Origin of the sequence: Massilia sp. Root133 (genome assembly GCF_001426525.1) — a bacterium.
GTDB classification, from domain to species: Bacteria; Pseudomonadota; Gammaproteobacteria; order Burkholderiales; family Burkholderiaceae_D; genus Telluria; species Telluria orientalis.
Genome location: NZ_LMEW01000034.1, coordinates 72,131 through 98,646, shown reverse-complemented (window position 1 = coordinate 98,646; position 26,516 = coordinate 72,131). Strand labels below are relative to the sequence as shown.

Here is a 26,516-nt window from a genome sequence, read left to right as displayed (position 1 = left end):
TGTACTAGAATGAAACCATCATGGACGACGGCACGTCACGCGACGAAGCAAGAGCACAGGAGACGAAGGCATTCGCCCATGCCGGCATGCCCTTGATGATCTTCGACGCCGCGACCGGCCGGTGCGTCGCGGCGAATGCCGCCGCCGACCGGGCCTATGGCTACCGTGGCGACGAATGGAGGGCGGTCGCGCTGTCCGACATCTGCGACGGGCTCGGCGCGCGGCTGCACGGCGCCGGCGCCGCGCCGCCGGGGCCGCCGGACATCGTCGCGCAACGCCGGCGCGACGGGAGTTGCTTCTGGGCAGCGGCCACGCTGGCGCCCATCGACGTGCCCGGCCGCCATGTGCTGCTGTGCGTGCAGGACGTGACGCAACAGCAGGACATGCTGACCGATCTGTCCGTGATGCGCGAGCATTGTGCGCTGGCCCAGGAATTGAGCGGGGTGGGACACTGTGTCCTCGAACTCAGGCGCAAACGGCAGACCTGGTCCGCGCAGCAATACCGCAACTTCGGATTGCAGGTCGGCGACCTGCCGGATGACCTCGCGGGCGCGATCGACGCCTGGGTCGGGTGTTTGCGTGAAGCCGACCGCGCACGCGCCGCCGCGGCGATCCGCGCGTGCATCGACGCCGGCACGCCTTTCGATACCGAATGGCGGGTACGCTGGCCCGACGGCAGCGAACGCATCGTGCGCGTCGAGGCGACGCGCAAGGACGAACCCGATGGCACCCCGAGTGTCTTCGTGTGCGCCAGCCTCGATCTCACGGAGCGCCGGCACGTCGAGGAAAGCCTGCGCCAGACCCGGATCGACCTCTCGGCAACACAGCGCATCGCCCGGGTCGGCACCTGGACGGTCGACTTTGCCAAGGGCACCGCGTACATGACGTCCGACGAACTGCACAAGGTCTTCGGCTTCAGCGAATGCGAGGTGCCGCTCGCCCTGCTGAACGCCCGCATCCATCCGGACGACCTGCCGCTGGTCGAGGCTGCCCGCGCCGCGTGCCTTGCGAATCCGGGTACGCGCTATCACGTGCAATTCCGCGTGGTGCCCCGGCCCGGTGAGTTGTACTACCTGGAAAGCCAGGCCGAGGTGCAGACCGACGCCGCAGGCAAGGCAGTGCGCATGGTGGGGTACTCGCGCGACATCACCGAGGCCAGGCTGGCGCAGCTGGAAATCCAGAGGCTTGCCTACCACGACGAGGTCACCGGCCTGATGAACCAGGTGGCGCTGCGCCGTCACCTGGACCGGTCGATCGCGATCGACTCGCCCGATTTCGTGCCGCTGGCGCTGCTGCTGATCGACGTGGCCCGGTTCGAGGACATTTGCCTGACCCTCGGCCACGGCAATGCCGACGGCCTGCTGAAGGCCGTTTCCGAGCGCATCGCCGGCGCGCTCGACGCCGGTGTCCAGGTGGCCCGCCTCGGCGGTTCCCAGTTCGCGGCGGTGCTGTCGGGCGCCTGCGCCTACGACTCCAAGCCGCGCGCGCGCGCCTTGCTGCACGCGTTCGAGCAGCCGTTCCAGGTTGCCGGCGTCCAGTACGACATCAGCGTGCACATCGGCATCGCCTTGTGCCCCGGGCACGCCACCGATACGGCCGCCCTGATGCGCAAGGCGCATGTCGCCGTGTTCCGGGCGCGCCAGATCGGTACCGACGTGCTCGTGTATGACCCGGGCGACGATCCCTACCATCCCGACCGCCTCGCCCTGCTCGGGGAATTCCGCAAGGCGATCCACGACGGACAGATCGAACTGTATTGCCAGCCGAAGGTCGAGATCCGCACCAACGAGGTCACCGGCGTGGAAGCGCTGGTGCGCTGGCGCCATCCGCGCCTCGGCATGGTCCAGCCAGCGCTGTTCGTGCCGCTGATCGAGGATACGGAACTGATCCACGTGCTGACCCGCCACATGCTGCAGGCGGCCGTACGCCAGTACTTCGCTTGGGCGCGCGAGGGCTTGCGCATCCCGCTGGCCGTCAACGTCTCGCCGCGCAACCTGCTGTCGCCGGATCTCGTCCCCAACCTCGAAGCGCTGTTGCACACCTGGGGCGGGAGCGCGGACTGGCTCGGGCTCGAAATCACCGAAAGCAGCCTGATCACGGATCCCGAGGCCTCGCTCGCGGAGCTCGCGGCACTGAGCAGCAAGGGATTCCGCCTGTTTATCGACGATTTCGGTACCGGTTACTCGTCGCTCGGCTACCTGACCCGGATGCCGGTCGACGTGATCAAGATCGATCATGGCTTCACGATGCGGATGCTGGAGGACCCGCGCGCGGCGGCGATCGTCAAGTCCACCATCGAGCTGGCCCATAACCTCGGGATGACGGTCGTCGCGGAGGGAACGGCGAGCGCGGAGATCTGGGATGCGCTCGCCGCGTACGGCTGCGACGAAGCGCAGGGCTTTTATGTGGCGGAACCGTTTCCCGCCGCCGGGCTGGGCGCCTGGCTCGAGAGCACGGGACGCCGCGTTCGTGAGGCGGCGGGAGCGATCTGACGGGTTGGCCGACTTCCGGCATTGCATACTGCTCATTGCGGCCATGCAAACATTTCACCGCAGCGTGGCCGCGCGCCATGCGAACATGGTTTCGTCACTTGAAAGGAGAAATCATGGATGCAAAAGCGCGGTTGATCGCACGCAGTGCGGCTTTTCTGCAGGACGTCAAAAACAAAACGGCAGGTGCGGAACTCGAACACTGGCTTAACGACACGTACGGCCCGGGAAGCGCGCTGTACGACGAGCTGGCCGCCCTGATCAAGACCGGTGTGGAAGAGGGCTGGGCCGCCAACGTCGAGATCGCCGGCCCGCGCTACCGCCGCAGCCGCCTGGCCGAGCCGAGCGCCGCGACCGATTACTTCAGCATCACGGCCGTCTACATGGACAGCATGCCGGGCGGCCATGGCGATACCGCCGACGTGTTCCGCGGCGATTATCACTCCCATCCCTACGGCGAATTGAACATGGTGATTCCGTTGACGCCGGGTGCGCAGCTGGCCGGGCCGCTCGGCTGGCGGGGGGCCGGCTGGACCGCGCCGGCGCCCGGCAGCCATCACTACCCGGAAGCGCGGGGCGGCGCCGTGATCGCGCTGTTCTATCTGCCGGCCGGACGGATCGCCTACGACGTCAAGCCACCGGCCGCTTGACCGTTCAGAGCGACAGGCCCGGCGCCAGCCGGGCGAGCCGCTCGCGGAACCAGGCGTGCGCCGGATCGGCGTCGTTGCGTTCGTGCCAGACGGCGTGCACGTCCACCGGACGGGGCGCATAGGGCGGCGCTACGCTGTGCACATCGTATTCACGTGCGAACAGCCGGCCCAGCGGTGAAGGCAGCAGGGCCAGCATGTCGCTGGTGCGCAGCAGCGTGGGGACCGCCAGCGCATGCGCGACCTGCATCCGGAAGCGGGGCGTGTCCGGCGCCAGCGCGTCGACCAATGACTGGCGGTCGAACATTTCGGACTGGCGCGCGAGGCCCCGTTCGGCGATGTAGCCGTCGACGGCGCCTTCCTCGGTGCCCCCCAGCGACACCGTCAGCAGCGGATAGTCCAGCAGCGCCTGGTTGTCCAGAACCTTGTCGCACAGGGGATGGGACTGGCGCATCACGAGGCTGTCGACCTGTGTCCACAAGCACATGAAGCGGAAGCGGGCGGGGATCTCGGCGTAGACCCCGATGGCGAGGTCGATCCTGCCCAGGTCGATCTGGCCCGCCAGGTCGATCCGCGTCGAGGGACGGACGACGAGATTGGCGAACGGCGCGTGCTCGTCCAGGTCGGCGGCGAGCGCCCCCAGCAACAGGACCGTGACGTAATCGGTCGCGGCGACCACGAACTCGCGCCCCGTGGTCGCCGGGTCGAACGGTTCGCCGCCGATGGCCTCGCCGATCTGGTGCAGCGCATTGCGCAGCGGGCCGGCCATGGCCATGGCGCGCGGCGTGGGGACCATGCCGGCCGCGCTGCGCACGAACAGGTCGTCGTCGATGGCGTAGCGCAGGCGCGCCAGCGCGTGGCTGATCGCCGACTGGCTCAGGTTCAGACGTTTCGCTGCGCGCAGCAGGTTGCGTTCCTCGAACACCACGTTGAAGACACGCAGAAGGTTCAGGTCGATTCGATCGAGATTCATGGCTATCGTTCCGGTGATCCTGGTGGGATTGTAATTCGGGACAGCCGGGCCCGGTGTTGCATGCTGCTCATAGTGCTCTTGTAGAAGATTCACCGCAATCCCGCCAGGCGCCATGCCATCATATTGCTCCTCCGCTAGAACGAATCCCACCGATGTCCTGGTCCCTTGTTCCCCTGCTGCATGCCATCGTGTTCGGCGGCGTGGCCGGCGCGGCACGGCTCGTGCTCGTCCGGCGCCGCCTCGGCACGTCGCCGCTCGCCCTGGGCGCGGGTGACTCGGCGCGCGGCTTCACGGCCCGCTGCTTCTACGCCTGGCTGCCGCTGGCCGATTTCTGTTACCTGCTCGTCGAGGCCATCGCCGGCCTTCCCGGCCCGGTGCTGTGGCAGGGCGACGCGGTGCGTGTCGCCGGCACGGTCCTGCTGGCCGCCGGTCTGGCCTGGGTGGCCTACGCGCAGGCCGCCATGGGCAGCGACTGGCGCATGGGCGTGGACGACGGTAGCCAAGGGCGGCTGTGCACGCACGGACCGTTCGCCCGCTCGCGCCATCCCGTGTATCTGGGCATCCGCGTCACGATGTTGGGGCAGCTCCTCGTCGTCGGCACCTGGCCGGCGCTGTGCCTGTGGGCCATCGAGGAACTGCTGGTTCAGGTCCAGGCCCGTTTCGAGGAGGAAGCCATGGCGGCGCGTTTCGGCGGTGCATACCAGGCATATCGGGCATCCGTCCGGCGCTGGCTGTAGCGGCGCCATTTATCCATCTTTTGAAAGGACCCCCATGAAAACAAGGAAAATCGCGGTACTGGTCGGCAGTTTGCGCAAGGCGTCGTACACGCGGCAGGTCGCGCAGGCGCTGGCCAGCCTGGCACCGCCGTCGATCGAGCTGGACATCGTCGAGATCGGCGACCTGGCGCTGTTCGACGAGGACATCGAGAATGCCGGCCCACCCGCGGCCTGGACCGACTTCCGGGCCAGGATCCACGCGGCCGACGGCGTGCTGTTTTGTACGCCCGAGTACAACCGGTCGATGCCGGCGGCCTTGAAGAACGCCATCGACGTCGGCTCGCGTCCGTATGGTCAATCTGCCTGGAGCGGCAAGCCGAGCGCCGTCGTCAGCGTCTCGCAAGGGCTGATGGGCGGCTTCGGGGCCAATCACGCGGTGCGCCAGTGCCTCGTGTTCCTCAACATGCCGTGCATGCCGCAACCCGAGGCCTATCTCGGCGGCATCGCCGCGAAATTCGAGGGCGGCGCCCTCGTCGACGACTCCGCGCGTGCGTTCCTGACGCAATTCATCCAGGCCTACGCGGGCTGGGTGGAACGGCACGCGGCGTAAGCCGACGTCGCGCGCCGGCCGGCGCGCGACATGCACGGTATTCACTTCGCTGCTGCAAAGGGATCAATTCCTGGCGCGCGCATGCTCTGCCAAAATCGTCTGGCGTTGAACCGCAGGCCCGTCAAGGGCATTCGATATAAACAGTATAAACAGACGAGACGACTTCATGCACAGCCCACAAATTTCCCATCCGACGGCGACCGACAAACCCATCGACGTCGTTGCCGTGATCGACCGATGCCGATTCTCGCCGTTGCAGAGGTGGATCATGTTCCTCAGTTTCTTCGTCATCGCCGTCGACGGCTTCGATACCGTCGCCGTCGGCTACGTCGGTCCGGTGCTCGCCGCCAGATGGGGCGTATCCAGGGTCGCGCTGGGACCGCTGTTCAGCGCCGCGCTCGTCGGACTGGCGATCGGCGCGCTGTTCGCGGGGCCGTTGGGCGACCGCGTCGGCCGCAAGCGCATCCTGATCGGATCCGTCGCATTCTTCGGCCTGTGCACGCTGGCGAGCGCCTGTGCCGGATCGCTGCAGCAATTGACTGTGCTGCGGCTGTTGACCGGCCTCGGGCTCGGCGCGGCGATGCCGAACGCGGTCACGCTGCTGTCCGAATATGCGCCGCGCAAGCACCGTTCGCTGCTGGTGAACGTCATGTTCTGCGGCTTCGCGCTCGGCGCGTCGGGCGGCGGATTCGCGGCCGCGTGGCTCATTCCCGCATTGGGATGGCAAAGCATCTTCGTGATCGGGGGCGCCGTGCCCATCGCGCTGGCGCTGCTGCTGTTCACCATGCCGGAGTCGTTGACCTTCATGGTGGCGCGCGGTTATCCGGCGGCGCGGATCAGCGCCGTGCTCGCGCGCATCGACCGGTCGTTCAAGGCATCGGCGGCCGGCTACCGCGTGCCGGCGCAGGAAACGGCGGGCGGCAAGTCGCCGCTGTCCATCCTGTTCAGCGCGCAGTTCCGAATCGGTTCCTACCTGCTGTGGCTGACGTATTTCATGGGTCTCGTCGTGTATTACCTGCTGACGAGCTGGATGCCGACGCTGATGCGCGAGGCCGGCTTCGATCTCGGGCAGTCCGCGCGCATGACGGCGCTGCTGTCGCTGGGTGCCGGCGTCGGCCCGCTGCTGCTCGGCTGGCTGATGGACCGCATGAATGCGTATCGCGTCGTGGCGGCCGGGTTTGCACTGGCCGGCTGTTTCGTCTGGCTGGCGGGCGTCACCGTGACGGACGGCGACGTGCTCCCGTGGGTGATCTTCACGACCGGCACGTTCCTGGCCGGCGCGCTGACGTCGATGCCGGCGATCGCCGCATCCTACTACCCGGTCGCGGCGCGCGCGTCCGGCGTCGCCTGGATGCTCGGCATCGGCCGGTTCGGCGGCGTCGTCGGCGCGTTCGCCGGCGGACCGTTGCTGGCCGCGGGCCTGAGCATCGCCCAGATCATGGGATTGCTGGCCATCCCGTCCTGCATCGCGGCGGCGGCGCTGCTCGCCCAATCGCGGCGCCTCACCGGCGAGCCGGTCCTCGCGGCACCGGTCCTTCACTGACGCGTCCTCGACAAGCGGGAGTTCCCATGTTCGCACATATGCGGGTCGGCGCCCGGATCGCCATCGGCTTCGGCAGCATCATCGTCATGATGCTGGCCGTGGCGTTCATCGGCGTCACGCGCCTGGCCCAACTCGACGAGACCGCCATGCGGATGAGTTCGGACACGTATCCGAAGGCGTTCGCGTTCAACCGGCTGATCATGAACCTCGATGCCCTCGAGATCGCGCTGCGCGCCGTCCTCATCGACGACGGCACGGACCGGGTCCGGGCGGACCTGGCGGCGGTCGCCGCCCTGCAGCGCAGCGGCGACGAGGGCCTGGAGCAGGTCGGGAAGATCCTGACGACGGCCAGGGGCAGGGAACTGTACGGCCGCCTGCGCGCGGCCAGGTCGCGCTACACGGCAGGTCTGGACAGGTTCTTCGGGCTGGTCGCCGCGGGCGACCGGTCCGCCGCCATCGCGTTGCTGCATGGCTCCCTGGGCGCCGACATCCAGGCGTGCCGGGACGGCATGTTCCAGATGACGGTCCTGGGCGGCCGCTTGATGGCCCAGGGCAGCGCGGACATCACGGCGGAGTATCGCCAGAGCCTCGCCGTGATCGCCGGCGTGGCGGCGGCGGCCATGCTGCTGGCGACGGTGTTCGCCGTCCGGATCACGCGCTCGATCACGCAACCGCTGGGCGCTGCGTGCCGGCTGGCGCATGCCGTGGCGGGCGGCGACCTGGGATCCCGTATCGAGGCGACGGCGCGCGACGAAACCGGAGCGTTGATTGCCGCCCTGGCCCGGATGAACGACAGCCTGGGCGGCATGGTCGGCCGCATCCACGACAGCGCCCGGGCGATCCGGCTCGGGTCCACCGAGATCGCGGCCGGCAACGTCGACTTGTCGAACCGTACCGAACGGCAGGCGGCATCGCTGGAGGAAACGGCATCGGCCATGGAGCAGTTGACCGCGACCGTCCGCAACAACGCCGCCGACGCCCACGCGGCCAGCCGGCTCGCGCAATCCGCGGCCGACGTTGCATCCGCGGGCGGCCGGGCGGTCGGCGAGGTGGTCGATACCATGGGCCTGATCGACGCCTCGTCGCGGCGCATCGCCGAGATCACCGACGTCATCGACCAGATCGCGTTCCAGACCAATATCCTGGCGCTCAATGCCGCGGTGGAGGCGGCCCGGGCGGGCGAACACGGCCGGGGCTTTGCCGTCGTGGCGGCGGAAGTGCGCAACCTGGCGGAGCGGTCGGCGCGGGCGGCGAAGCAAATCACCGTGCTGATCGCCGACTCGGCCGACAAGGTGCGGGCCGGTACCCGGACCGTGGAAGAGGCCGGTGCCGCCATCGCGAACGTCGTGGGCAGCGTGCGGCACGTGAACGACGTGGTCGCCAGGATCAGTGTGGCCAGCCAGGAACAGCGTACCGGCATCGAGATGATCGGTACTGCCATCGCCCGGATGGACGACGTCACGCAGCAGAACGCGGCGCTGGTCGAGCAAAGCGCCGCCGCGGCGCGGTCCATGGCCGACCAGGCCAACGTGCTTGGCGAGGTGGTGAGCGGATTCCGCCTGGCCCCCGGCCGGACATTGCCGGCAGCCGGGGCGCCCGGTTGATATACGCGGTGATTCAGCCGTCGAATCCGAGGAAGGAGGTAAATGCCGTTACGGGTTCGCGCGGCAATCCCAATGCATTGATTCGGGCGGACGGATCCGCATAACCCATCGACATGCCGCATACGATGGTTTCATACGGCGTAATCGAAAGATGCTGCCGGATGATTTCATGGTATTTGACGAACGAGATTTGCGGGCAGGTATCGAGGCCGCGGGCTTTCGCCGCGAGCATGATATTTTGTAAAAACATGCCGTAATCGATCCAGCTGCCGCGTTCGAGTGAACTGTCGATCGTGAAAATCAATCCGACCGGCGCGCCGAAGAATTTGAAATTCTGGGCGGTTTGTATATTGCGCCGGGCCGTGTCGTCGAAATCGATTCCGAGACTCCCATAATAAATCGCGCCGAATGCCGCCTGGCGCGCCGCATAACGTTCGCCCAGTACATCCGGAAAATGTTTATAGCACGGTGTATGGGCTTCCGGGCGGTTTGCGTGGGCATCGCCGAGTGCGGCGCACAGTGCGTCTTTCGCCGCACCGGCCAGCGCATGTACGCGCCAGGGTTGCGTGTTGGAATTGCTCGGCGCACTACGGGCGACGTCGAGGATATCGGTCACGACGCGCCGGTCGACCGGCCGGTCCAGGAAGCGCCGGACCGCGGCACGGCCCCGCATGACGCTGTCCACGACCTCCGCCACGGCATCGGTCACGCCCGCACGCACGGCGTGGCCATCCTCTTGCTGGTAATGCACGGAATTCATTGCTTGTCTCCATAAATTAATAGGCCCGAATGGGCTGGAATACTGAATGAATGCTAGCACGCACCCCATTCCCGATCAATTGAGGATGCCACATGAGGCAATTGCACGAAATTCATTTCGCTGTAATTGATTCGGTAATTGTTCGATAAGTCCGGTAGCGATTTTTCTGTGTCGTTCTGGTTCATTTGCGCCGTGAATACAATTCACCGCGAAGCCTGGTATATCGATGTTAGCCTGAATGAGTCCGGATGATTGGTGCAAGCTTTTAATTCGGCGATATATAACGATAGACATTCAGGAGACGGTAATGAGGTTCGCAAAGTTGAGCGCTGCGGCGTCCATTTTTATCAGCGCAATGGCATGTGCTCAAACCAATGTTTCAATGTATGGACTGCTCGATACCGGGATCGAATACGTGTCGAATGTGGATGCGGCGGGACACGGCCTCGTGCGGTTGCCGGGCGTCAGCGGAGAACTCCCGTCCCGGCTCGGGTTTCGCGGCGAGGAGAACCTCGGGGGCGGCGTGAAAGCGGTATTCGCACTCGAAACCGGCTTCAACGTGCGGCGCGGCGACCTGGGGCAGGGCGGCCGCATGTTCGGGCGGCAGTCGTGGATCGGACTGGACGGCCCGTGGGGGACGGTGTCGTTCGGCCGCCAGTACAACATGGCGTACTGGGTGCTCGCCGATGCCGAGATGCTCGGCCCCGACATTCATGGCATCGGCGCGCTGGACAATTATCTGCCGAACGCGCGGAGCGACAATACGGTTGCCTACAAGGGCAGGTTTGCCCGCTTGACGGTCGGCGCCACGTACTCCTTCGGGCGCGATGGCGCGGGCACCGGCAATTCGCCCGGCCAGGGTACCTGCGCCGGGGAGGGAGGCGTCACGCAAAGCGTACAGTGCAGGGAATGGAGCGCGATGCTCAAGTACGACGCGCCCCGTTTCGGCGTCGCCGCCGCGTATGCGCGCCAGCACGGCGGAACGAATGCCGCCACGAATTTCTTCGACGGTGTCGCGCCCCAACCCCTTGCGTCGGGTGACGACTACGATGCGCGCATGCAGGCCAACGCCTACCTGCGGTTCGGCCGCCTGAAGGTGGGCGCGGGCTGGATCGGCCGCAGCGTCCGGACCGCGTCCCCGGCGCTGCCCGATGTCCGCTCGCACCTGGTCTACACCGGGGCGCAGTATTTTATTACCGATGCGCTCGTGCTGGACGGCGAAGCGCTGCACATCCGGGTGAAACAGCACGACACCGCCGCAACGCTGGCAACGGCGCGCCTGACCTATTATTTGTCGAAAACGACGGCCGTGTACGTCAAGGGCGGGCATCTGTGGAATGGCGCCAGGTCACGCTTTTCCGTCAGCGGCGGCGGCGGCGGGACGACGCCGGCTGCCGGCGCCAGCCAGATCGGCCTGATGGCCGGTGTGCGCCATGCGTTCTGACCTGGCGTGATTCGCACGCATTCTGGCTGCTTTCGCGCGCACGGGGACGACCGCGGCCGGCCGCCCCGGAGCAGACTTGTCGGTGGCGGCATCGTTGCGATGGCCGCCATCCCGTGACCCACGAATCCCAAGGAGAAGCCCATGAGCGAAACGATTGCCGGCATCGTCATCCCCGACAGCCGCATGGCCCGCGACGCGACCCAGCTGGTGCGCGATACGGAGACCGACCTGCTGTACCACCACTCGCGCCGCGTGTTCCTGTTCGGCGCCCTGGCGGGGCAGCGCAAGGGATTGCAGGTCGACCCCGAGCTGCTGTATATCGGCGCCATGTTCCACGACATGGGGCTGGTGCCGCCGTACAGCAGCCAGGACCTGCGTTTCGAGGTCGACGGTGCGAACGCGGCCCGCGATTTCCTGCGTGCCTACGGCATCGGCGAAGCCGACGTCGAGCAGGTGTGGGACGCGATCGCCCTGCACACGACGCCGGGCATCCCCGAGCACAAGAAGCCGGTGGTCGCGCTCGTGACGGCGGGCGTCGAGATGGACGTGCTGGGCCTGGCATACGACCAGTTCACGGAGGAGCAGCGCCGGCTCGTCGTCGCCGCCCATCCCCGCGGCGAGGGTTTCAAGGAGGGCATCATCGACGCCTTCACGCGCGGCATCGCCCACAAGCCCGACACGACCTTCGGCAACGTCAAGGCCGACGTGCTGGCGTTGAAGACCCCGGGCTACCGGCGTACCAACTTCTGCGGATTGATCCTCAACTCGGCGTGGAACGATGCCTGTTCCTGCGGCCGCGCGGACGCGCACGGCCACTGAACCGGCGCGTGGTCAGGACGGCAGGCGCAGCGTGAATGCCGCGCCCTTGCCGGGCGCGCTGTCGACGGTGACGGTGCCGCCATGCAGTTCCGCGATCGAACGGACCACGGCCAGGCCGAGCCCCGTGCTGTCGGTCGAGCTGCGGGCCGGGTCGGCGCGGTAGAACCGGTCGAACAGGTAGGGCAGGTGTTCCGGCGCGATGCCGCAGCCGTCGTCGGCGACGGCGATCACGCACGCGTCGCCGTCTGTCGCGGCGCGCAGGACGACGGTACCGCCGCGCGGCGTGTAGCGCAGCGCGTTCGACAACAGGTTCGACAGCGCGCGCCGCAGCAGCATCGCATCCGCCGTCAGGCGGCAATCGCCCTCGGCGCGCAGGGCGATGCCCAGTTCGTCCGCCATCACCTCGAAAAAGGCGATCAGGCGGGCGAATTCCTCGCGCGCGCTCAGCGCTTCGCGCCGGATCGTCTGCTGCGCGTTGTCCGCGCGGGCCAGGAACAGCATGCCGGATACCATGCGCGACAGCCGGCTGCCTTCCTCCACCATGACTTCCAGCGTGTCCTGGTATTCGCCGACGTTGCGCGCACGTCCCAGCGTGACGCTGGCGGCGGCGACCAGGTTGTTGATGGGCGAACGGAATTCGTGGGCGAGGTCCGACGAAAAGCGCGACAACTGGTCGAACGAGCGCTCGAGCCGCGCGAGCATGTCGTCGAAGGCGAGGGCGAGCTGGCGCAGGTCGGACGGCCACGTTTCGTCCGCGATCCGGGTATGCAGGCCGTTCGCGTTGATGCGGCCGATCGCCGCGCTGATCGCCCGCAGCGGCGCCAGGCCGCGCCATACCAGCAGCCAGCCCAGGCCGGCCGCGACGCCGGTCGTCGCCGCCACCACCAGCGTGAGTTTCCTCAGATAGCGGCGCAGCACGCGCTCGTCCTGGCTGACGTCCAGCGCCCCGCGCAGGCGCGTGCCGGGACCCGCGACGCGCTCGGCGCCGACACTCGCCACCAGCAGGGAATGCGGCTTGCGGCCGGCACCGTCCTCCACGCGCTCGTCGTGGCGCGGGCGGTCGCGGCGGGCGAATCCGGCGGCGAACGCCGCGGCGTTCGGCGATGCGTGCAATACCGTGCCGCCGGGTCCCGTCAACTGCCAGGCGAACCGCCCGCCGTCCTCCTGCTGCTCGCTCCATTCGTGCTGCCACTGCGTCGGCCGCTGCCGTTTCGCCAGCGACTTGAAGACTTCCATCTGGATCTGCAGGTCGTCCTGCATCTCCAGTTCTTCCTTCTCGTGCAGCTGGTGCACCAGCTCCGCATACATCATGATGGACACGCCGGCCACGATGGCCGCGATGGCCACGCCGAAGAACAGCGACAGGCGCGCGCGCAGCGACCAGCGCCGGGCGCCCCGTTCAGGCCCGGACTTCGAGGACATAGCCGACGCCGCGCACCGTGTGCAGCAGCTTGACGGGATACGGGTCGTCCAGCTTGGCGCGCAGGCGCCGGATCACGACCTCGATGACGTTGGTGTCGGAATCGAAGTTCATGTCCCATACCTGGTCCGCGATCACGGCGCGCGGCTGCACTTCGCCGGGGCGCTTGATCAGCAGGGCGAGCAGGGCGAACTCCTTGGGCGTGAGGTCGAGCCGGTCGGCGCCGCGGGCCGCGCGGTGCTTCGCGACGTCGAGCGTCAGGTCGGCCAGCTGATAGCGGGTCGGCTCGGGCGTGCCGGGCAGCGCGTCGCCGCGCCGCAGGATGACGCGCACGCGCGCCAGCAGCTCGCTGAACGCGAACGGCTTGACGAGATAGTCGTCGGCGCCCAGTTCCAGGCCGTGCACGCGGTCCTCGACGTCGTCGCGCGCCGTCACGAACAGGACCGGCGTACGCGACGCGGCCAGCCGCGCCGTCGCGAGGATGGTCCAGCCGTCCAGCCCCGGCAGCATCACGTCCAGGATCGCGAGCGCGTATTGCTCGGTCAGCAGGCGGTGCAGGCCGTCCGGGCCGTTGGTGGCCACGTCGACGGTCATGCCGGCCTCGCGCAGGCCCTGCGCCAGGTAGGCCGCGGCGGTGGGTTGGTCTTCGACCAGGAGAATTTTCGTCAATGTGACCTCGCGGGCGCTACCAGGACCGGTCGCGCGGGTGCCGCGCGGCGCGCGCCGATCCGGTCGAAACACACGTACAGCACGGGCGTGATGAACAGCGTGATCAGCTGCGACACCAGCAGGCCCCCGACGATGGCCACGCCCAGCGGCTGGCGCAGCTCCGCGCCCGCGCCGAGCCCCAGCGCGAGGGGCAGCGCCCCCATCAGGGCGCACAGCGTGGTCATCATGATGGGCCGGAACCGCAGCACGCAGGCCAGGCGCACGGCCTCCGCCGGCGCCATGTTCCCGTTGCGGCGGGCGTCCAGCGCGACGTCGATGATCATGATCGCGTTCTTCTTGACGACGCCGACCAGCAGCAGGATGCCGACCATCGCGACGAAGCTCAGGTCCAGGCCCGTCAGGCGCAGCGCCAGCAGCGCGCCGACGGCCGCGGACGGGATGCCGAGCAGGATGGTGAGCGGATGGACGAGGCTTTCGTACAGCACGCCCAGGATCAGGTAGATGACGGCGACCGCGATGGCGACCAGCCACAGCTGGCTGGCCTGCGACTGCTGGAACAGCGACGCTGCGCCGGCGAACGCGCCGACGATCGTGGATGGCATGCCGGTCGCGATCCGTGCCGCTTCGATCGCCGCGTGCGCGTCCGACAGCGACCTGCCGGGTGCCAGGTCGAACGAGACCGTCACGGCGGGCAGCTGGCCCTGGTGGTTGACGGCGAGGGTGGCGGGGCCGCGCCCGAACCGGGCGAAGGCCGCGAGCGGGACGAGCGTGCCGTGCGCGCCCTGCACGTGGAGTTTTGCCAGGCTGCTTTCGTCGCGCCGGAAGTCGTCGGCCAGCTCCAGGATCACCTGGTAGCTGTCCTCGGGCGCGTAGATGGTCGAGACCTGGCGCGTGCCGTAGGACTGGGACAGCGTCGTGCGCAGCGTCTGCATGTCCACGCCCAGCTGCGCGGCCTTGTCGCGGTCCACGTCGATCCGGGCCTCCAGTCCATTGTGTTCGCTGTCGGTGTTCAGGCCGACGAACACCGCCGACTTGCCGAGCTCCTCGACGAGCCGGTTCGCCCACGTCTCGAGCGACGCCGGGCTGACGGCCTGCAGCGTGTACTGGTAGGTGCTCTTCGCGTTCCTCCCGCCGACCTTCAGGTTCTGCACGGGGCTGAAGAACACGCGCACGCTCGGGATGAACGCGGTTTCCGCGCGCAGCCGCGCCAGCACGCGGTCCATCGCCGGCCGCGCGCCGCGCGGCTTCAGGGTCAGGTACAGCGCGGTCGTGTCGTGGTCGACCTTGGACGCGACGTCGGCCACGTACGGGTCCTTGCGCAGCACGGCTTCGATCCGCCGCAGCACCTCGAGACGGCCGGCGTACGCCATGTCCTGGGGCGTGTCGACGCTGGCGTTGACCTGGCCCGTGTCTTCCTGCGGGAAGAAGCTCTTCGGCGCCCAGGCGTACAGCCATGCCGTCAGCGCGAAGGTCGACAGGCCGACGAGCAGCACGCTCCGGCGGTGCGCCAGCGCCCAGTCGAGCGCACGCCCGTAGGCGCCGAGCAGGCGCCCGAAGCCCCGTTCGAACCACAGGCTCCAGCCGGGCGCGGGGCGGTGCGGCGCGGCGCCGGCCTTGACGCACAGCGCGACCAGCAGCGGCACGAGGGTCAGCGAGGCCGCGGCCGACACCAGGATCGCCAGCGTGACCACCAGCGCGAACTCGTGGAACAGCAGGCCGATCGTCCCCGGCATGAACAGCACGGGAATGAAGACCGCGACGAGCGAGATCGAGATCGAGACTACCGTGAAGGCCACCTCCGCGGTGCCGCGCCGCGCCGCCTCGCGCGGCGCCACGCCGTCCTCGATGTGGCGCATGATGTTTTCCAGGACCACGATCGCGTCGTCGACGACGAGGCCGACGGCGATCGTCAGGCCCATGAGCGAGATGTTGTTCAGGCTCAGGCCGAACGCCAGCATGAGGGCGAAGGTGCCCAGCAGCGATACCGGCAGGCTGATCGACGGGATCAAGGTCACGGTCAGGCGGCGCAGGAACAGGAGGATCGTCAGGACCACCAGCGCGATCGTGAGCAGCATGGTGAGGTTGACGTCGTGGACGGCGTCGCGGATCGCGGTCGAGCGGTCGTTCAGCACCGTGACCTTGACCGACGCCGGCAACTGGCGCGCGAGGCGCGGCAGTTCGGCGCGGATGGCATCGATGGTCGCCACCGTGTTCGCGCCGGGCTGGCGCTGGATCTGCAGCAGGATCGCGCTTTCGCCGTCGATGGCGCTCGTGCTCTGGTTGTTCTCGACGCTGTCGATCACGGTCGCGACGTCGTGCAGCCGCACGGGCCGGCCGTTGACGGTGGCGACCGCGATGCGGGCGAAGTCGGCGGCGTTCATGAGCGCCGTGGACATCTGGATGCTCATCATCTGCCGGTGGGTGTCGAGCTGCCCGAGCGGCGCATTCGAATTCGCCGCCTTCAGCGCCGCAGCCACGTCCGGCAGGCCGAGTCCGAGCGCCGCGAGCCGGTCCGGATCGACCTCGACGCGCACCGCGTAGCGGCTCTGGCCCGACACCGTGACCTGTGCGACGCCGCTCAACGTGGACAGGGCGGGGACGAGCAGGTGCTCGGAAAACGCGTTCAAATCGGACAGGCGCAGCGACGGCGAGGACACGCCGACCAGCAGGATAGGCGCATCGGCAGGGTTGACCTTGCGGTAGGTCGGCGGCGTCGTCATCTCGGCCGGCAGCGCGCGCGACGCGCGGAACAGCGCGGCCTGGACGTCGGCGGCGGCCGCGTCGATGTCGCGGCCCGCGTCGAATTCCAGCGTGATCTGGGTCTCGCCCTGGATGCTGGTCGACGTGGTGTTGACCAGGCCGGGGATGGCGGAGAACTGCTTCTCCAGCGGCGTGGCCACCGACGTCGCCATCGTCTCCGGACTGGCGCCCGGCAGGTGCGCGCCGACCTGGATGGTCGGGGCGTCGTAGTCGGGCAGGGCGGCCACCGGCAGGCGCAGCCAGCTCGCGACGCCGGCGACGACGACGGCGAGCCACAGCAGCGCGGTCGCGACGGGGCGCCGCAGGCACAGGTCGGCGAGCCTCATGGGCGCACCATCGCGACCGTTGCCGGCGGCGCGGCGTCCGCGGCAATCCGCACGCGGGCGCCGGGGCGCAGGTTCTGGCCGCCCTCGAGCACGACGGGCACGCCGGGGTCCAGGCCGCCGATGACGGCCATGCCGCCCTGCACGCGCAGCAGGTCGACCGGCCGCGACGACACCTTGCCGTCGCCCGCGGCGATGAACACGAAGCGGCCGCCGGGGCCGTCCTGTACCGCCTGGGGCGGCAGCACGACGGCGCCGCGGCTGACGCCCGCATGGACGACGACGCGCACGAAGGCGCCCGGCCACAACGTATGGTCCGTGTTCGGGAACGCCGCTTTCAGGTGGATCGATGCGCTGTCCTGGTCGATCGCGTTGTTCACGAAACTGAGTGCGCCGTCGGGCGTCTTGCCCGCCGCGGCGGCGATCGATACGCGCACGGCGCCCGCCGCGCGCGCGGCGAGCAGGGCCGGCAGGTCCTTTTCCGGCAGGTCGAACTCCACGCCGACGGGCGCGAACTGCGCGATCGTGACGAGCGGCGCGGCCGCGCCCACCTGCGCGAGGCTGCCGGGATGGACGGCGACGGCGCCGGCCTTGCCCGCGATCGGCGCATGGATGCGGGTGTGGGCGAGGGCGGTGCGCGCGCTGCTGACTTCCGCCGCGGCGGCATGGGCCTGCGCAACCAGCGCCTCGACCTTGCTGGCCGCCGTGTCGACGCTGCTGGCGGCCACGAACTTCGACGCCACCAGGGCCTGCGCGCGCTGATGGTCGCGGCGCGCGTCGGTCAGCTGGGCCGCGACCAGCGCGACCTGCGCCTGCGCCTTGCCGAGCTGGGCGCGCGCGTCGCTGTCGTCCAGCGTGAACAGCAGCTGGCCCTTGCGGATGTCGTCACCCTCGTGGAAATCCACGGTCCGGATCGTGCCGGTCAGCTGGGGCCGGACGTCGACGAACTCCAGCGGCACGACGTGGCCCTGGGCGCCCAGTTCGATCGGGATGTCGGCGGCGCGCGCGGTCGTCACGCTGACCAGCGGTGGTTTCTTGTCCTCGGGCGGCGGCGTCCTGGCGCAGGCGGCCAGGAGCAGCACGGATGCCAGCGCCGCGGTGCGCGGCGTGCGGAATGCGGGGATGAATGAGAAGGTCGTCGTCATGTTTGAACCATGGGTGATGACGCATCATTCTGCCTGCCGGTACCTGACAGGACCTTGAAGCGAAGCTTACGTTTCTGTTATCTGGTCAGACGCCGACCGGCGCGACGGAGGCGCCCGCGATGCCGTGGCGCGCGAGGGCGGCCGCGACGAAGCCGCCCGCCTTCATGTGCTCGACGAAGCGGGCGAGGAACACGGCGGCGTCCCTGCCGCGGCACTTCGGCACACCCATGGCCTGCCGGATCTCCATGAAGCGGCCGTCGAGCAGCCGCAGGCCGCCGTGGCGCAGCGCATCCGCTTCCAGCTGTTGCCTGACCCCGGCCGCGACCTCCGCTCCGCATTCCAGGAACGTGTCGACCACCGCCGGCGACGTGGGCGCGCGCTCGATGCGCGCATGGCGCAGCGTGCGCGTCAGGTGCAGGTCGTAGGCGCTGCCCCGGCCGACCACGACGCGGTTGCCCGCGTGGTCGACGTCGTCGTGGGTGCGGATCGGCGACGCCTCCCGCACCAGGTAGCAGCCTTCGATCAGCACGTACGGGCCGCTGAACGCGATGTCGGCGCCGCGCACGGGATCGATGGCGAAGAAGCCGATGTCGGCCCGTCCGGCCGCGACGACGTCGACCGACTTGCCGGCCGCGTCCACGACGACGAGGTCGAGCTCCACCTCCAGCAGCCGCGCGAACTCGCGGGCGAGGTCGACCGACACGCCGCCCGCGCCGCCGCCGTCCGCCGGGTGGGCGAGGATCGGGTTGCCGAGGTTGATGGCGGCGCGCAGCCTGCCGGTCGGGGTGAATGCGGCGCGGATGGAAGATGTGGGTGTCATGGTCGTGGCTGATGGATGGTCTGTTGCAGGATGTACGGGATGACGCCGCCCTGGCGCAGCAGGTCGGCCTCGAGCCGGGTCTCGATGGCTGCGACGGCCGTGTAGGCCTCCACCGTGCCACCGAGCCGGTGCACGCGAACGGTGACCGCGGCGCGCGCTGCGATCGCGTCCGCCGGCGCGTCGATCTCGATGCGGTCGCCCACCGCGATGCGCAGGCGTTCCGGCGCGCACTCCGGCGGCATGCGCAGCGGCAGGATGCCCATGCCGATCAGGTTCGAGCGGTGGATGCGCTCGAAGCTTTGCGCGAGCACGGCGCGGATGCCGAGCAGGCGTTGGCCCTTGGCCGCCCAGTCGCGCGACGAGCCCGTCCCGTAGCGCTCGCCCGCCAGCAGCACGACGGCCTCGCCATCGTCGCGATAACGTCGCGCGATGTCGAAAATCGGCGCGACGGCGCCCGTGGGGACATGCAATGTCTGGCCCACCGGGGCATGCGGCCACAGCAGGTTGCGCAGGGACTTGCTGTAGAACGCCGCGCGCATCATGACTTCCCAGTTGCCGCGGCGCGAGGCGAACACGTTGAGGTCGTCGCGATCGTCGCCGCACCCGACGAGATAGTCCGCGACGAACGAATCCTTCGGGATCGCGCTCGCCGGCGAGATGTGGTCCGTCGTGACGTCGTCGCCCACCACCACCAGCGGATACGCGATGTAATGCCCGAGCTGGCCGCCTTCCGCCAGCGACGCGAACGGCGGCCGGCGCAGCGCCGTCGATGCCGGGTCCCACGGGAACCGCGGCGTATCCGGCACGTCCAGTCCGTGCCAGGCCGGGTTCAGGCTGGCGCGGGCGAAAGCCTGCGGAAAATCGTCGGGGCGCAGCGCCGTCGCCAGCAGCGCATCGACTTCGGCGGCGTCGGGCCACAGGTCGCGCAGGTGGACGGGCCGCCCGTCGGCGTCGAACTGCACCGGATCGCGGCCCAGGTCCAGTCCCGCATTGCCGGCCAGCGCGAACGCGACGACGAGCGGCGGCGACATCAGGAAGCCGAGGTCGAGGTCGGGGTGGATGCGGCCGGGGAAGTTCCGGTTCCCCGACAGCACGGCGACCGGCTTGATGTAGCCGTGCGCCAGCGCGTCCTGCACGGACGCGGGCAACGGTCCCGAGTTGCCGATGCATGTGGTGCAGCCATGGCCGACGATGTCGAAGCCCACGGCCGCGAGGTCGTCGAGGAGGCCGGCGCGTTCGAGGTAGGCGGCCGCGGCGGGCGAGCCCGGACCCAGCGAGGTCTTGACCCAGGCCGGCGTCCTGAGGCCGCGCTGGCGCGCGCGCCGTGCGACGAGGCCGGCCGCCACGAGCAGGCGCGGATCGGACGTGTTGGTGCAACTGGTGATCGCGGCGATGACGACCGGATGGCGGGGCATGGCGGTGGGGCCCGGCGCCGGCTCGAACGCCAGGTCTGCCAGCGTGCGCGCCGTGTCGGTATGGGCCAGCAGGTCCTGCGGGCGCCTGGGGCCCGCCACGTGGAGCGTCACCTGGTCCAGGTCGATCTCGATCGTCCGCGTGTAGAGCGGGTGCGCGCCGGGGTCGAACCACAGGCCGTTGCGGCGCGCATAGGCTTCCACCAAGGCGAGGCGCGCGGCCGGGCGCCCGGTCTGCGCGAGGTAGTCGAGGGTGCGCCCGTCGATGGGGAAATAGCCCGTCGTCGCGCCGTATTCCGGGGCCATGTTGGCGACGACGGCGCGTTCGCCCGCGCTCAGCGTCGCGACGCCGGGGCCGAAGAACTCGACGAAGTCGCCCGCGACGCCGACCTGGCGCAGGCGCTGCGTGACGGCCAGCGCGAGATCGGTGGCGACGGCGCCCGCGCGCAGGCGTCCGGTCAGGCGGACGCCGGTCACGTCCGGCACGCGCAGCATCGTCGGCATCCCGAACATGACCGTCTGCGCTTCGAGCCCGCCGACACCCCAGCCCAGCACGCCGATCCCGTTGATCATCGGCGTGTGGCTGTCGGTGCCGATCATCATGTCGGGCACCGCCCACGTCTCGCCGTCGCGTTCTTCCGTGGTGACGACGGTGGCCAGCTGTTCCAGGTTAATGGTGTGCATGATGCCGGTACCGGGCGGATGGATGCGCACGCCCCGCATGACTTTCGAGGCCCAGCGCAGGAAAGTATAGCGCTCCCGGTTGCGGCGCATTTCCAGTTGCAGGTTGCGTTCGGCGGCATCGCGCCGCGCAAAGAATTCCACGGCCAGCGAGTGATCGACCGAGATGTCGACGGGCAGGCCGGGGTTGAGCAGGGCAGGGTCCCAGCCGGCTTCGGCGAGCGCATCGCGCATGCCCGCGATGTCGACGAGTGCGGGCGTGCTGGTCGTGTCATGCATCAGCACGCGGCCCGGCTGGAACGGGATTTCCGCCTCGCTCGTACCGTGGTCGAGCCAGCCGAAGATGGCATCGATGCCGGCCTGGCGTTCGTCGCCGGCCGTGTTGCGCATGAGGTTTTCCAGCAGCAGGCGCAGCACGATGGGAAGGGAATCCAGCCGCGCGCCGAAGGTGGCGGGCAGGTCGACCATGCGGTAGCGCCGGCCGGCATGGTCGAGCAGGGCGGCGGTGTGAGAAGAATTTTTCATATCGCATTCTTGCACATTGTCGACGAAAAATACAATACATGGGATGGCGCTGATGTGCATTCGCCGCAATTTTATTGGAGTAAAGGGAAATATAGTCCTCCCGGCTATTGCATAAAATGATTAAAAAATACAATATAGCGAAAAGCCGATTCCAAGGAGACACCATGATTCCCCCGACACCCGACCTCATCGACCCGCGCCATGCACGCCGGCGCCGCAGGCTGCTGCAATCCATCCTGGCCGGCGGCGGGATCGGCCTGCTGGGCCGGGCCGCCGGCGCATCCGGTACGGCGGCTGCCCCGGTTTCCCATTCCACCATTTCCCAAGGAGGTCAGATGTTTGCCTATGTAGGCTCGCGCACGACGCGCGAACGCAACGCCCGTGGCGACGGTATCAGCGTGTTCCGGGTCGGCCTGGACAACGCCCGTCTCGAGTTGATCCAGGTCGTGCGCGACCTGGTCAATCCATCCTTCCTCGCACTGGACCGGGCGGGGCGGCATCTGTACACGGTGCATGGCGACATGAGCGACATCAGTGCCTTCCGCATCGACGCCGCCACCGGCAAGCTGGAATTCCTCAACCGCCAGGGCACGGGCGGCAAGAATCCGGTGCACCTGGCGCTCGACCCGAGCGGGCGGCATGTCGTGGTCTCGAACCACCTCGGGTCCAGTCTCGCGGTGCTGCCGGTCCGGTCCGACGGCAGCCTGGGCGAACTCGAGCAGCTCGTCACGCTCGACGGGCCGCTCGGCCCGCATCGCATCGAGCAAAAGCTCTCCAAGCCGCATTTCAATCCGTTCGATCCCAGCGGCGAGTTCGTTCTCGTGCCGGACAAGGGCCTCGACCGGACGTTCTCGTTCCGCTTCGCCGGCGGCAGGCTGGCGCCGGCGGATCCGCCCTTCACCGTGGCGCGCGAAGGCGCCGGTCCGCGCCACCTGGCGTTCGCGCCGCGCCTGGGCATGGCCTATGTGGTCAACGAACTCGATTCCACGGTCACGGCCTATGCCTGGTCGGCGCAGACCGGCGGATTGACGCCGCGCCAGATCCTGTCCACGCTGCCGGACACCTTCACGGGGAACAGCCGCGCCGCGGGCATCCAGGTCGACGGCGACGAGCGCTTCCTGTACGCGTCCAATCGCGGGCACGACAGCATCGCCGTATTCCGGATCGACCCCGCCACCGGGCTGCTGTCGTTCGCCGGCGCCGACGCGACGCGCGGCCACACGCCGCGCTTCTTCACGCTCGTGCCCGATGGCCGTTTCCTGTTCGCGCTGAACGAGGACAGCGACAGCATCGTCGCCTTCGCCGTCGACCGCGCCAGCGGACGCCTGCAGCCGGCCGGCGATCCGGTGAAGGCGGGCAGCCCCGTGTGCATGGTGTTCGCGGCACCGGCCCGATCCTGACTGTTCCCAAAGGGGCCGCACCATGTCCGACACCACCACCACCGGCGCGTTCATCGACGAGCGCGCGCTCGTGCACAAGATCACGTGGCGAATCATTCCGTTCGTGTTCATCCTGTACGTGATCTCTTACCTCGACCGCGCCAACATCGGCTACGCGGCCCTGCAGATGAACAGGGAACTCGCCCTGTCCAGCGAAGCCTTCGGCCTGATCTCGGGGATTTTCTTCATCGGGTATTTTGCGTTCGAAGTGCCCAGCAACATCGCGCTGAACCGCTTCGGCGCCCGCGTCTGGATCGCGCGGATCCTGCTGACCTGGGGCGCCATCTCGTTCGCCTGCGGCTTCGTGCAGAACGCCACCCAGCTCTACGTGCTGCGCTTCCTGCTGGGCGTCGCCGAAGCAGGTTTCTTCCCGGGGATCATCGTCTATCTCACCTACTGGTTCCGCCAGAAGGAGCTGGCGACGACCGTCGCGCTGTTCACGGCGGCGATCCCGGTGTCGTACATCATCGGTGCGCCGCTCAGCACCTGGATCATGGACAACGTCGGCTGGCTGGGCTTGAGCGGCTGGCGCTGGATGCTGATGATGGAGGCCGCGCCCGCGGTGATCGGCGGCATCGTGTGCCTGTTGTACCTGCCCGACCGCCCGCAGGACGCCGGTTGGCTGACGCAGGCCGAGAAGCGCTGGCTGCTGTCCGAGCAGGACAAGGACCGCAAGGCCCGGCCGGCGGCGGGCCACCTCGGCCTGCGCCAGACGCTCGGCAATCCGCGCGTGCTGTACCTGTCGTTCATCTACTTCGTGTACCAGTGCGGCAGCCTCGGCACGGGTTACTGGATGCCGCAGATTATCAAGTCGTTCTCGTCCAGGCTGACGCATACGGAGATCGGGCTGATCGCGATGATCCCATATCTGTTCGCCACGATCGTCATGATCGCCTGGTCGCGCCGTTCCGACCGGCGCGCCGAGCGGCGCCTGCATGCCGCGCTCCCGCTCGGCGTGGCGGCGTGCGCGATGCTGGCGACGGGGCTGGTCGCCGATCCGGTGGCGGCGATCGCGATGATCAGCCTTGCCCTGGCCGGCCTGTACGCGTTCAAGTCGCCGTTCTGGGCGTTGCCGACCCTGTTCCTGTCGCGCGAATCCGCGTCGGTCTCGATCGCCGTCATCAATTCGATCGGCAATCTGGGCGGCTTCGTGGGGCCGTTCTTCATCGGTTACGTCAAGGACGCCACGCACAGCGCGACGACCGGCCTGATGCTGCTGGCCGCCCTGGTGTGCGTGGCCTTCCTCATGACGCTCTTGATCCGCATCGACGAGCGGGGCCGGGCCGTCGAGGCCGCCCGCGCCGCCGCCGGCTAGGCGGCCTGACGCGCCGACTTCTCCCGTGCCGCGTCGCGCAGGTGCAGGCGGATGAAGTCGGCGGCGGCGTCGCGCTGGCCCGCCAGCAGCAGGTCGATCAGGTCCAGATGTTCGCGGCAGCGCCGCGCCGCGGCCTCGCGGTCGAACGATTTGCGGTACTCCATCAGGCGCCGCAGGCTGTTCAGCCGCTTCAGCGAGTCCACGATGAAGACGTTGCCGGAACACTCGGCGATGGTCTCGTGGAGCAGCGTGTTGGCATCGAAGATGTCCGCCGCCGTGACGTCGCGGATGCGCTCGAGCAGTTCGCGCTGCTGCTGCCGGCAACGCGCCAGGGCGGGTTCGTTGATTCGGAACGTCGGTTCCAGGATGCCCGCCGCCTCGATCAGGATGCGGAACCGGTAGCCCTGGTCATAGGTGTCCGCCGACGTCAGCACGGGACGGAAGCGCCAGCCATGCCCGGGCAGGCGTTCGATCCAGCCTTCCTGCGCCATGCGCCGCAGCACCGCCGCGAGCTGGGCGCGGGTGATGTCGTAGCGGCGCGCGAACTCGTTCTCCGTCACCCGCTCCGGCAGGTTGCCGGCCAGCCGGTCCTCGGCAATGGCGAAATAGGCCTGCTCCACCGGGTCCGGCGGCGCGAAGCTGTGCTCCGGTTCGCCGGCCAGCAGCGCGCCGGCGTGGGCCACGGCGTGGCCGCCGTCCGCCTGTTCTTCCAGGATGCCCTCGCCGGCGAGGCGCTGCAGGGCTTCGCGCACGGGCGAGCGCGAGACCTGGAAGCGCGCCGAGAGCGCGCGCTCGGTCAATCGCGTGCCTTCGGGCAGGCGCTCGGCACCGATGTATTGCTTGATCTGGAGGACGAGCGTGTCGGAAATTCGCCGGGGCATGCAGGGTCGCCTATGGTCTGGTTTTTGATCGATCATAGTACCACGATGGTATTTTTATCGTGGATCTGAGTGCCTAAAAAACCATTTGACTTGGTTTTTTGTGAGCATAAAATGCCAAGAACTCATCCATCAGAAAGAATCCCCATGATTTCATCCATCAATCCCGCCACCGGCACCGTCGTCGCCGAATTCGATGAACACACCGACGCGCAGGTGGAACGCATGCTCCAGGGCGCCGTCACGGCCCAGAAGCGCTGGGCCCGCCAGCCGATCGAGGTCCGTGCCGCGGTCCTGACCGCCGTCGCGCGGGTGCTGCGCGAGCGCAAGGCCGAGTACGCGCGCCTGATCACCACCGAAATGGGCAAGCCGCTGGCCGAAGCGGAAGCCGAGATCGAGAAATGCGCCTGGACCTGCGACCACTACGCGCAGCACGGTCCCGGCTATCTGGCCGACATGCCGGTCGCCAGCAACGCCGAGAGCTATGTCGCATACGATCCGCTCGGCGTGGTGCTGGCGGTCATGCCGTGGAATTACCCGTTCTGGCAGTTCATCCGCTTCGCCGCACCCGCGCTGGTGGCCGGGAATGGCGCCATCCTCAAGCATGCGAACAACGTGCCGCAGTGCGCGCTCGCGCTGCAGCAGGCGCTGGTCGACGCGGGCGTGCCCGCCGGCCTGATGAGCACAGTGCTGATCGCGTCGAGCCGCGTGAAAGCGCTCATCGCGGATGCGCGCATCGCGGCCGTGACGCTGACGGGATCGACAGCCGTCGGCAAGCAGGTGGCCGCGCAGGCCGGCAGCGCGCTGAAGAAGCAGGTGCTCGAGCTGGGCGGCTCGGATCCGTTCATCGTCCTGGCCGACGCCGACGTCGCCGCGGCCGCCCGGACCGCCGTCAAGGCGCGCTTCGGCAACTGCGGCCAGAGCTGCGTGTCGTCGAAGCGCTTCATCGTCGAGGACGCGGTGGCCGACGCCTTCGTCGCCGCGTTCGTCGCGCATACTCGCGAACTGGTGGTCGGCGATCCGCTCGATCCGCGCACGACGATCGGCCCGATGGCGCGGCCCAGCCTCGTCGCCGACCTGGACAGCCAGGTGCAGCGTTCGCTCGCGGCCGGCGCGCGCCTGCTCGCCGGCGGCGCGGCGCGTCCGGGCCCCGGCTGTTACTACGAGCCCACGATCCTCGACGACGTGACGCCGGACATGGCGGCCGCGATCGAAGAAACGTTCGGGCCGGCCGCCGCGATCCTCCGCGTCGGGGATGCGGACGAGGCCATCGCCCTGGCCAACGCCACCGAGTTCGGCCTCGCCGCGGCGCTGTGGACCGGCGACCTCGCCCGGGCGCGCCGGCTCGTGCGCCAGATCGAGGCGGGCGCCGTGTTCGTCAACGGCCAGGTCGTGTCGGACGCGCGCCTGCCGTTCGGCGGCATCAAGCAGTCCGGCTACGGACGCGAGCTGGGCGCCGCCGGCGCGCGCGAATTCACCAACACCAAGACCGTCTGGATCGGTCCTGCCCGCTAATTCACTTCG

Annotated in this window: 20 protein-coding genes; 11 read left to right on the top strand and 9 right to left on the bottom strand. The window is 68.6% G+C overall.

Going from position 1 to position 26,516, the window contains the following annotated elements:
- Window positions 1-20 precede the first annotated feature (20 nt).
- Window positions 21-2,492: an EAL domain-containing protein gene (locus tag ASD28_RS24960; RefSeq protein WP_056135046.1), complete on the top strand. Its 2,472-nt coding sequence runs from the start codon at window positions 21-23 to the stop codon at window positions 2,490-2,492.
- Window positions 2,493-2,605: 113 nt separating this feature from the next.
- The gene (locus ASD28_RS24955) at window positions 2,606-3,139 is read left to right on the top strand and encodes a DUF4863 family protein (RefSeq protein ID WP_056135043.1); all 534 of its coding nucleotides are present in this window, start codon (window positions 2,606-2,608) and stop codon (window positions 3,137-3,139) included.
- A gap of 4 nt (window positions 3,140-3,143) precedes the next feature.
- Here ASD28_RS24955 and ASD28_RS24950 read toward each other — a convergent pair whose 3' ends face one another.
- Window positions 3,144-4,109, bottom strand: a complete 966-nt coding sequence (locus ASD28_RS24950) for a LysR family transcriptional regulator (protein WP_056135041.1) — start codon at window positions 4,107-4,109, stop codon at window positions 3,144-3,146.
- Between the two features lie 152 nt (window positions 4,110-4,261).
- Between ASD28_RS24950 and ASD28_RS24945 the strand changes: the two genes are divergently transcribed.
- From ASD28_RS24945 to ASD28_RS24930, 4 genes are all read left to right on the top strand, one after another.
- Entirely contained in the window at window positions 4,262-4,846 is a 585-nt protein-coding gene (locus ASD28_RS24945; protein WP_056135038.1) for an isoprenylcysteine carboxylmethyltransferase family protein, read from the top strand.
- A 34-nt stretch (window positions 4,847-4,880) separates the two neighbouring features.
- Window positions 4,881-5,435, top strand: a complete 555-nt coding sequence (locus ASD28_RS24940) for an NADPH-dependent FMN reductase (RefSeq protein ID WP_056135035.1) — start codon at window positions 4,881-4,883, stop codon at window positions 5,433-5,435.
- Between the two features lie 166 nt (window positions 5,436-5,601).
- Window positions 5,602-6,978 (top strand): MFS transporter, encoded by a 1,377-nt coding sequence (locus ASD28_RS24935; RefSeq protein WP_056135033.1) that lies wholly within the window; start codon window positions 5,602-5,604, stop codon window positions 6,976-6,978.
- A 26-nt stretch (window positions 6,979-7,004) separates the two neighbouring features.
- A complete protein-coding gene (locus ASD28_RS24930) occupies window positions 7,005-8,582 on the top strand; it encodes a methyl-accepting chemotaxis protein (RefSeq protein WP_056135030.1) in 1,578 nt (525 codons plus the stop codon).
- 13 nt (window positions 8,583-8,595) lie between these two features.
- Here ASD28_RS24930 and ASD28_RS24925 read toward each other — a convergent pair whose 3' ends face one another.
- Window positions 8,596-9,342 carry a nitroreductase gene (locus tag ASD28_RS24925; RefSeq protein ID WP_082579191.1) on the bottom strand — a complete coding sequence of 249 codons (747 nt, stop codon included), beginning with the start codon at window positions 9,340-9,342 and terminating at the stop codon, window positions 8,596-8,598.
- A 307-nt stretch (window positions 9,343-9,649) separates the two neighbouring features.
- Here ASD28_RS24925 and ASD28_RS24920 point away from each other — a divergent pair, with 307 nt between their 5' ends.
- Both ASD28_RS24920 and ASD28_RS24915 read left to right on the top strand, forming a co-directional pair.
- Complete coding sequence (locus tag ASD28_RS24920) at window positions 9,650-10,786, top strand: porin (protein ID WP_056135027.1); 1,137 nt, start codon at window positions 9,650-9,652, stop codon at window positions 10,784-10,786.
- 141 nt (window positions 10,787-10,927) lie between these two features.
- The gene (locus ASD28_RS24915; protein WP_056135024.1) at window positions 10,928-11,605 is read left to right on the top strand and encodes an HD domain-containing protein; all 678 of its coding nucleotides are present in this window, start codon (window positions 10,928-10,930) and stop codon (window positions 11,603-11,605) included.
- 12 nt (window positions 11,606-11,617) lie between these two features.
- On the opposite strand, the gene ASD28_RS24910 is transcribed toward ASD28_RS24915, so the two are convergent.
- From ASD28_RS24910 to acnA, 6 genes are all read right to left on the bottom strand, one after another.
- Window positions 11,618-13,027, bottom strand: a complete 1,410-nt coding sequence (locus ASD28_RS24910; protein WP_056135021.1) for a heavy metal sensor histidine kinase — start codon at window positions 13,025-13,027, stop codon at window positions 11,618-11,620.
- The gene (locus tag ASD28_RS24905) at window positions 13,005-13,694 is read right to left on the bottom strand and encodes a heavy metal response regulator transcription factor (RefSeq protein WP_056135017.1); all 690 of its coding nucleotides are present in this window, start codon (window positions 13,692-13,694) and stop codon (window positions 13,005-13,007) included. The genes ASD28_RS24910 and ASD28_RS24905 overlap by 23 nt, the downstream gene beginning before the upstream one ends.
- Entirely contained in the window at window positions 13,691-16,780 is a 3,090-nt protein-coding gene (locus ASD28_RS24900; RefSeq protein WP_056135013.1) for an efflux RND transporter permease subunit, read from the bottom strand. The genes ASD28_RS24905 and ASD28_RS24900 overlap by 4 nt, the downstream gene beginning before the upstream one ends.
- Window positions 16,777-17,922 carry an efflux RND transporter periplasmic adaptor subunit gene (locus ASD28_RS24895; protein WP_056135010.1) on the bottom strand — a complete coding sequence of 382 codons (1,146 nt, stop codon included), beginning with the start codon at window positions 17,920-17,922 and terminating at the stop codon, window positions 16,777-16,779. The genes ASD28_RS24900 and ASD28_RS24895 overlap by 4 nt, the downstream gene beginning before the upstream one ends.
- Window positions 17,923-18,007: 85 nt before the next feature.
- Entirely contained in the window at window positions 18,008-18,742 is a 735-nt protein-coding gene (locus tag ASD28_RS24890; RefSeq protein ID WP_056135007.1) for an ABC transporter substrate-binding protein, read from the bottom strand.
- Window positions 18,739-21,360, bottom strand: coding sequence for an aconitate hydratase AcnA (gene acnA, locus ASD28_RS24885; RefSeq protein WP_056135004.1), 2,622 nt, complete (start codon window positions 21,358-21,360; stop codon window positions 18,739-18,741). Before acnA ends, ASD28_RS24890 begins: the two co-directional genes overlap by 4 nt.
- 164 nt (window positions 21,361-21,524) lie before the next feature.
- Here acnA and ASD28_RS24880 point away from each other — a divergent pair, with 164 nt between their 5' ends.
- Both ASD28_RS24880 and ASD28_RS24875 read left to right on the top strand, forming a co-directional pair.
- A complete protein-coding gene (locus tag ASD28_RS24880) occupies window positions 21,525-22,760 on the top strand; it encodes a lactonase family protein (RefSeq protein ID WP_082579190.1) in 1,236 nt (411 codons plus the stop codon).
- A gap of 22 nt (window positions 22,761-22,782) precedes the next feature.
- Window positions 22,783-24,114, top strand: coding sequence for an MFS transporter (locus ASD28_RS24875; protein ID WP_056135001.1), 1,332 nt, complete (start codon window positions 22,783-22,785; stop codon window positions 24,112-24,114).
- Here the strand turns inward: ASD28_RS24875 and ASD28_RS24870 are convergent.
- The gene (locus ASD28_RS24870; protein ID WP_056134998.1) at window positions 24,111-24,995 is read right to left on the bottom strand and encodes a GntR family transcriptional regulator; all 885 of its coding nucleotides are present in this window, start codon (window positions 24,993-24,995) and stop codon (window positions 24,111-24,113) included. The two genes, ASD28_RS24875 and ASD28_RS24870, sit on opposite strands and share 4 nt — an antisense overlap.
- A gap of 144 nt (window positions 24,996-25,139) precedes the next feature.
- On the opposite strand from ASD28_RS24870, the gene ASD28_RS24865 reads away from it, so the two are divergent.
- Entirely contained in the window at window positions 25,140-26,507 is a 1,368-nt protein-coding gene (locus ASD28_RS24865) for an NAD-dependent succinate-semialdehyde dehydrogenase (protein ID WP_056134995.1), read from the top strand.
- The last annotated feature ends 9 nt before the right edge of the window (window positions 26,508-26,516 follow it).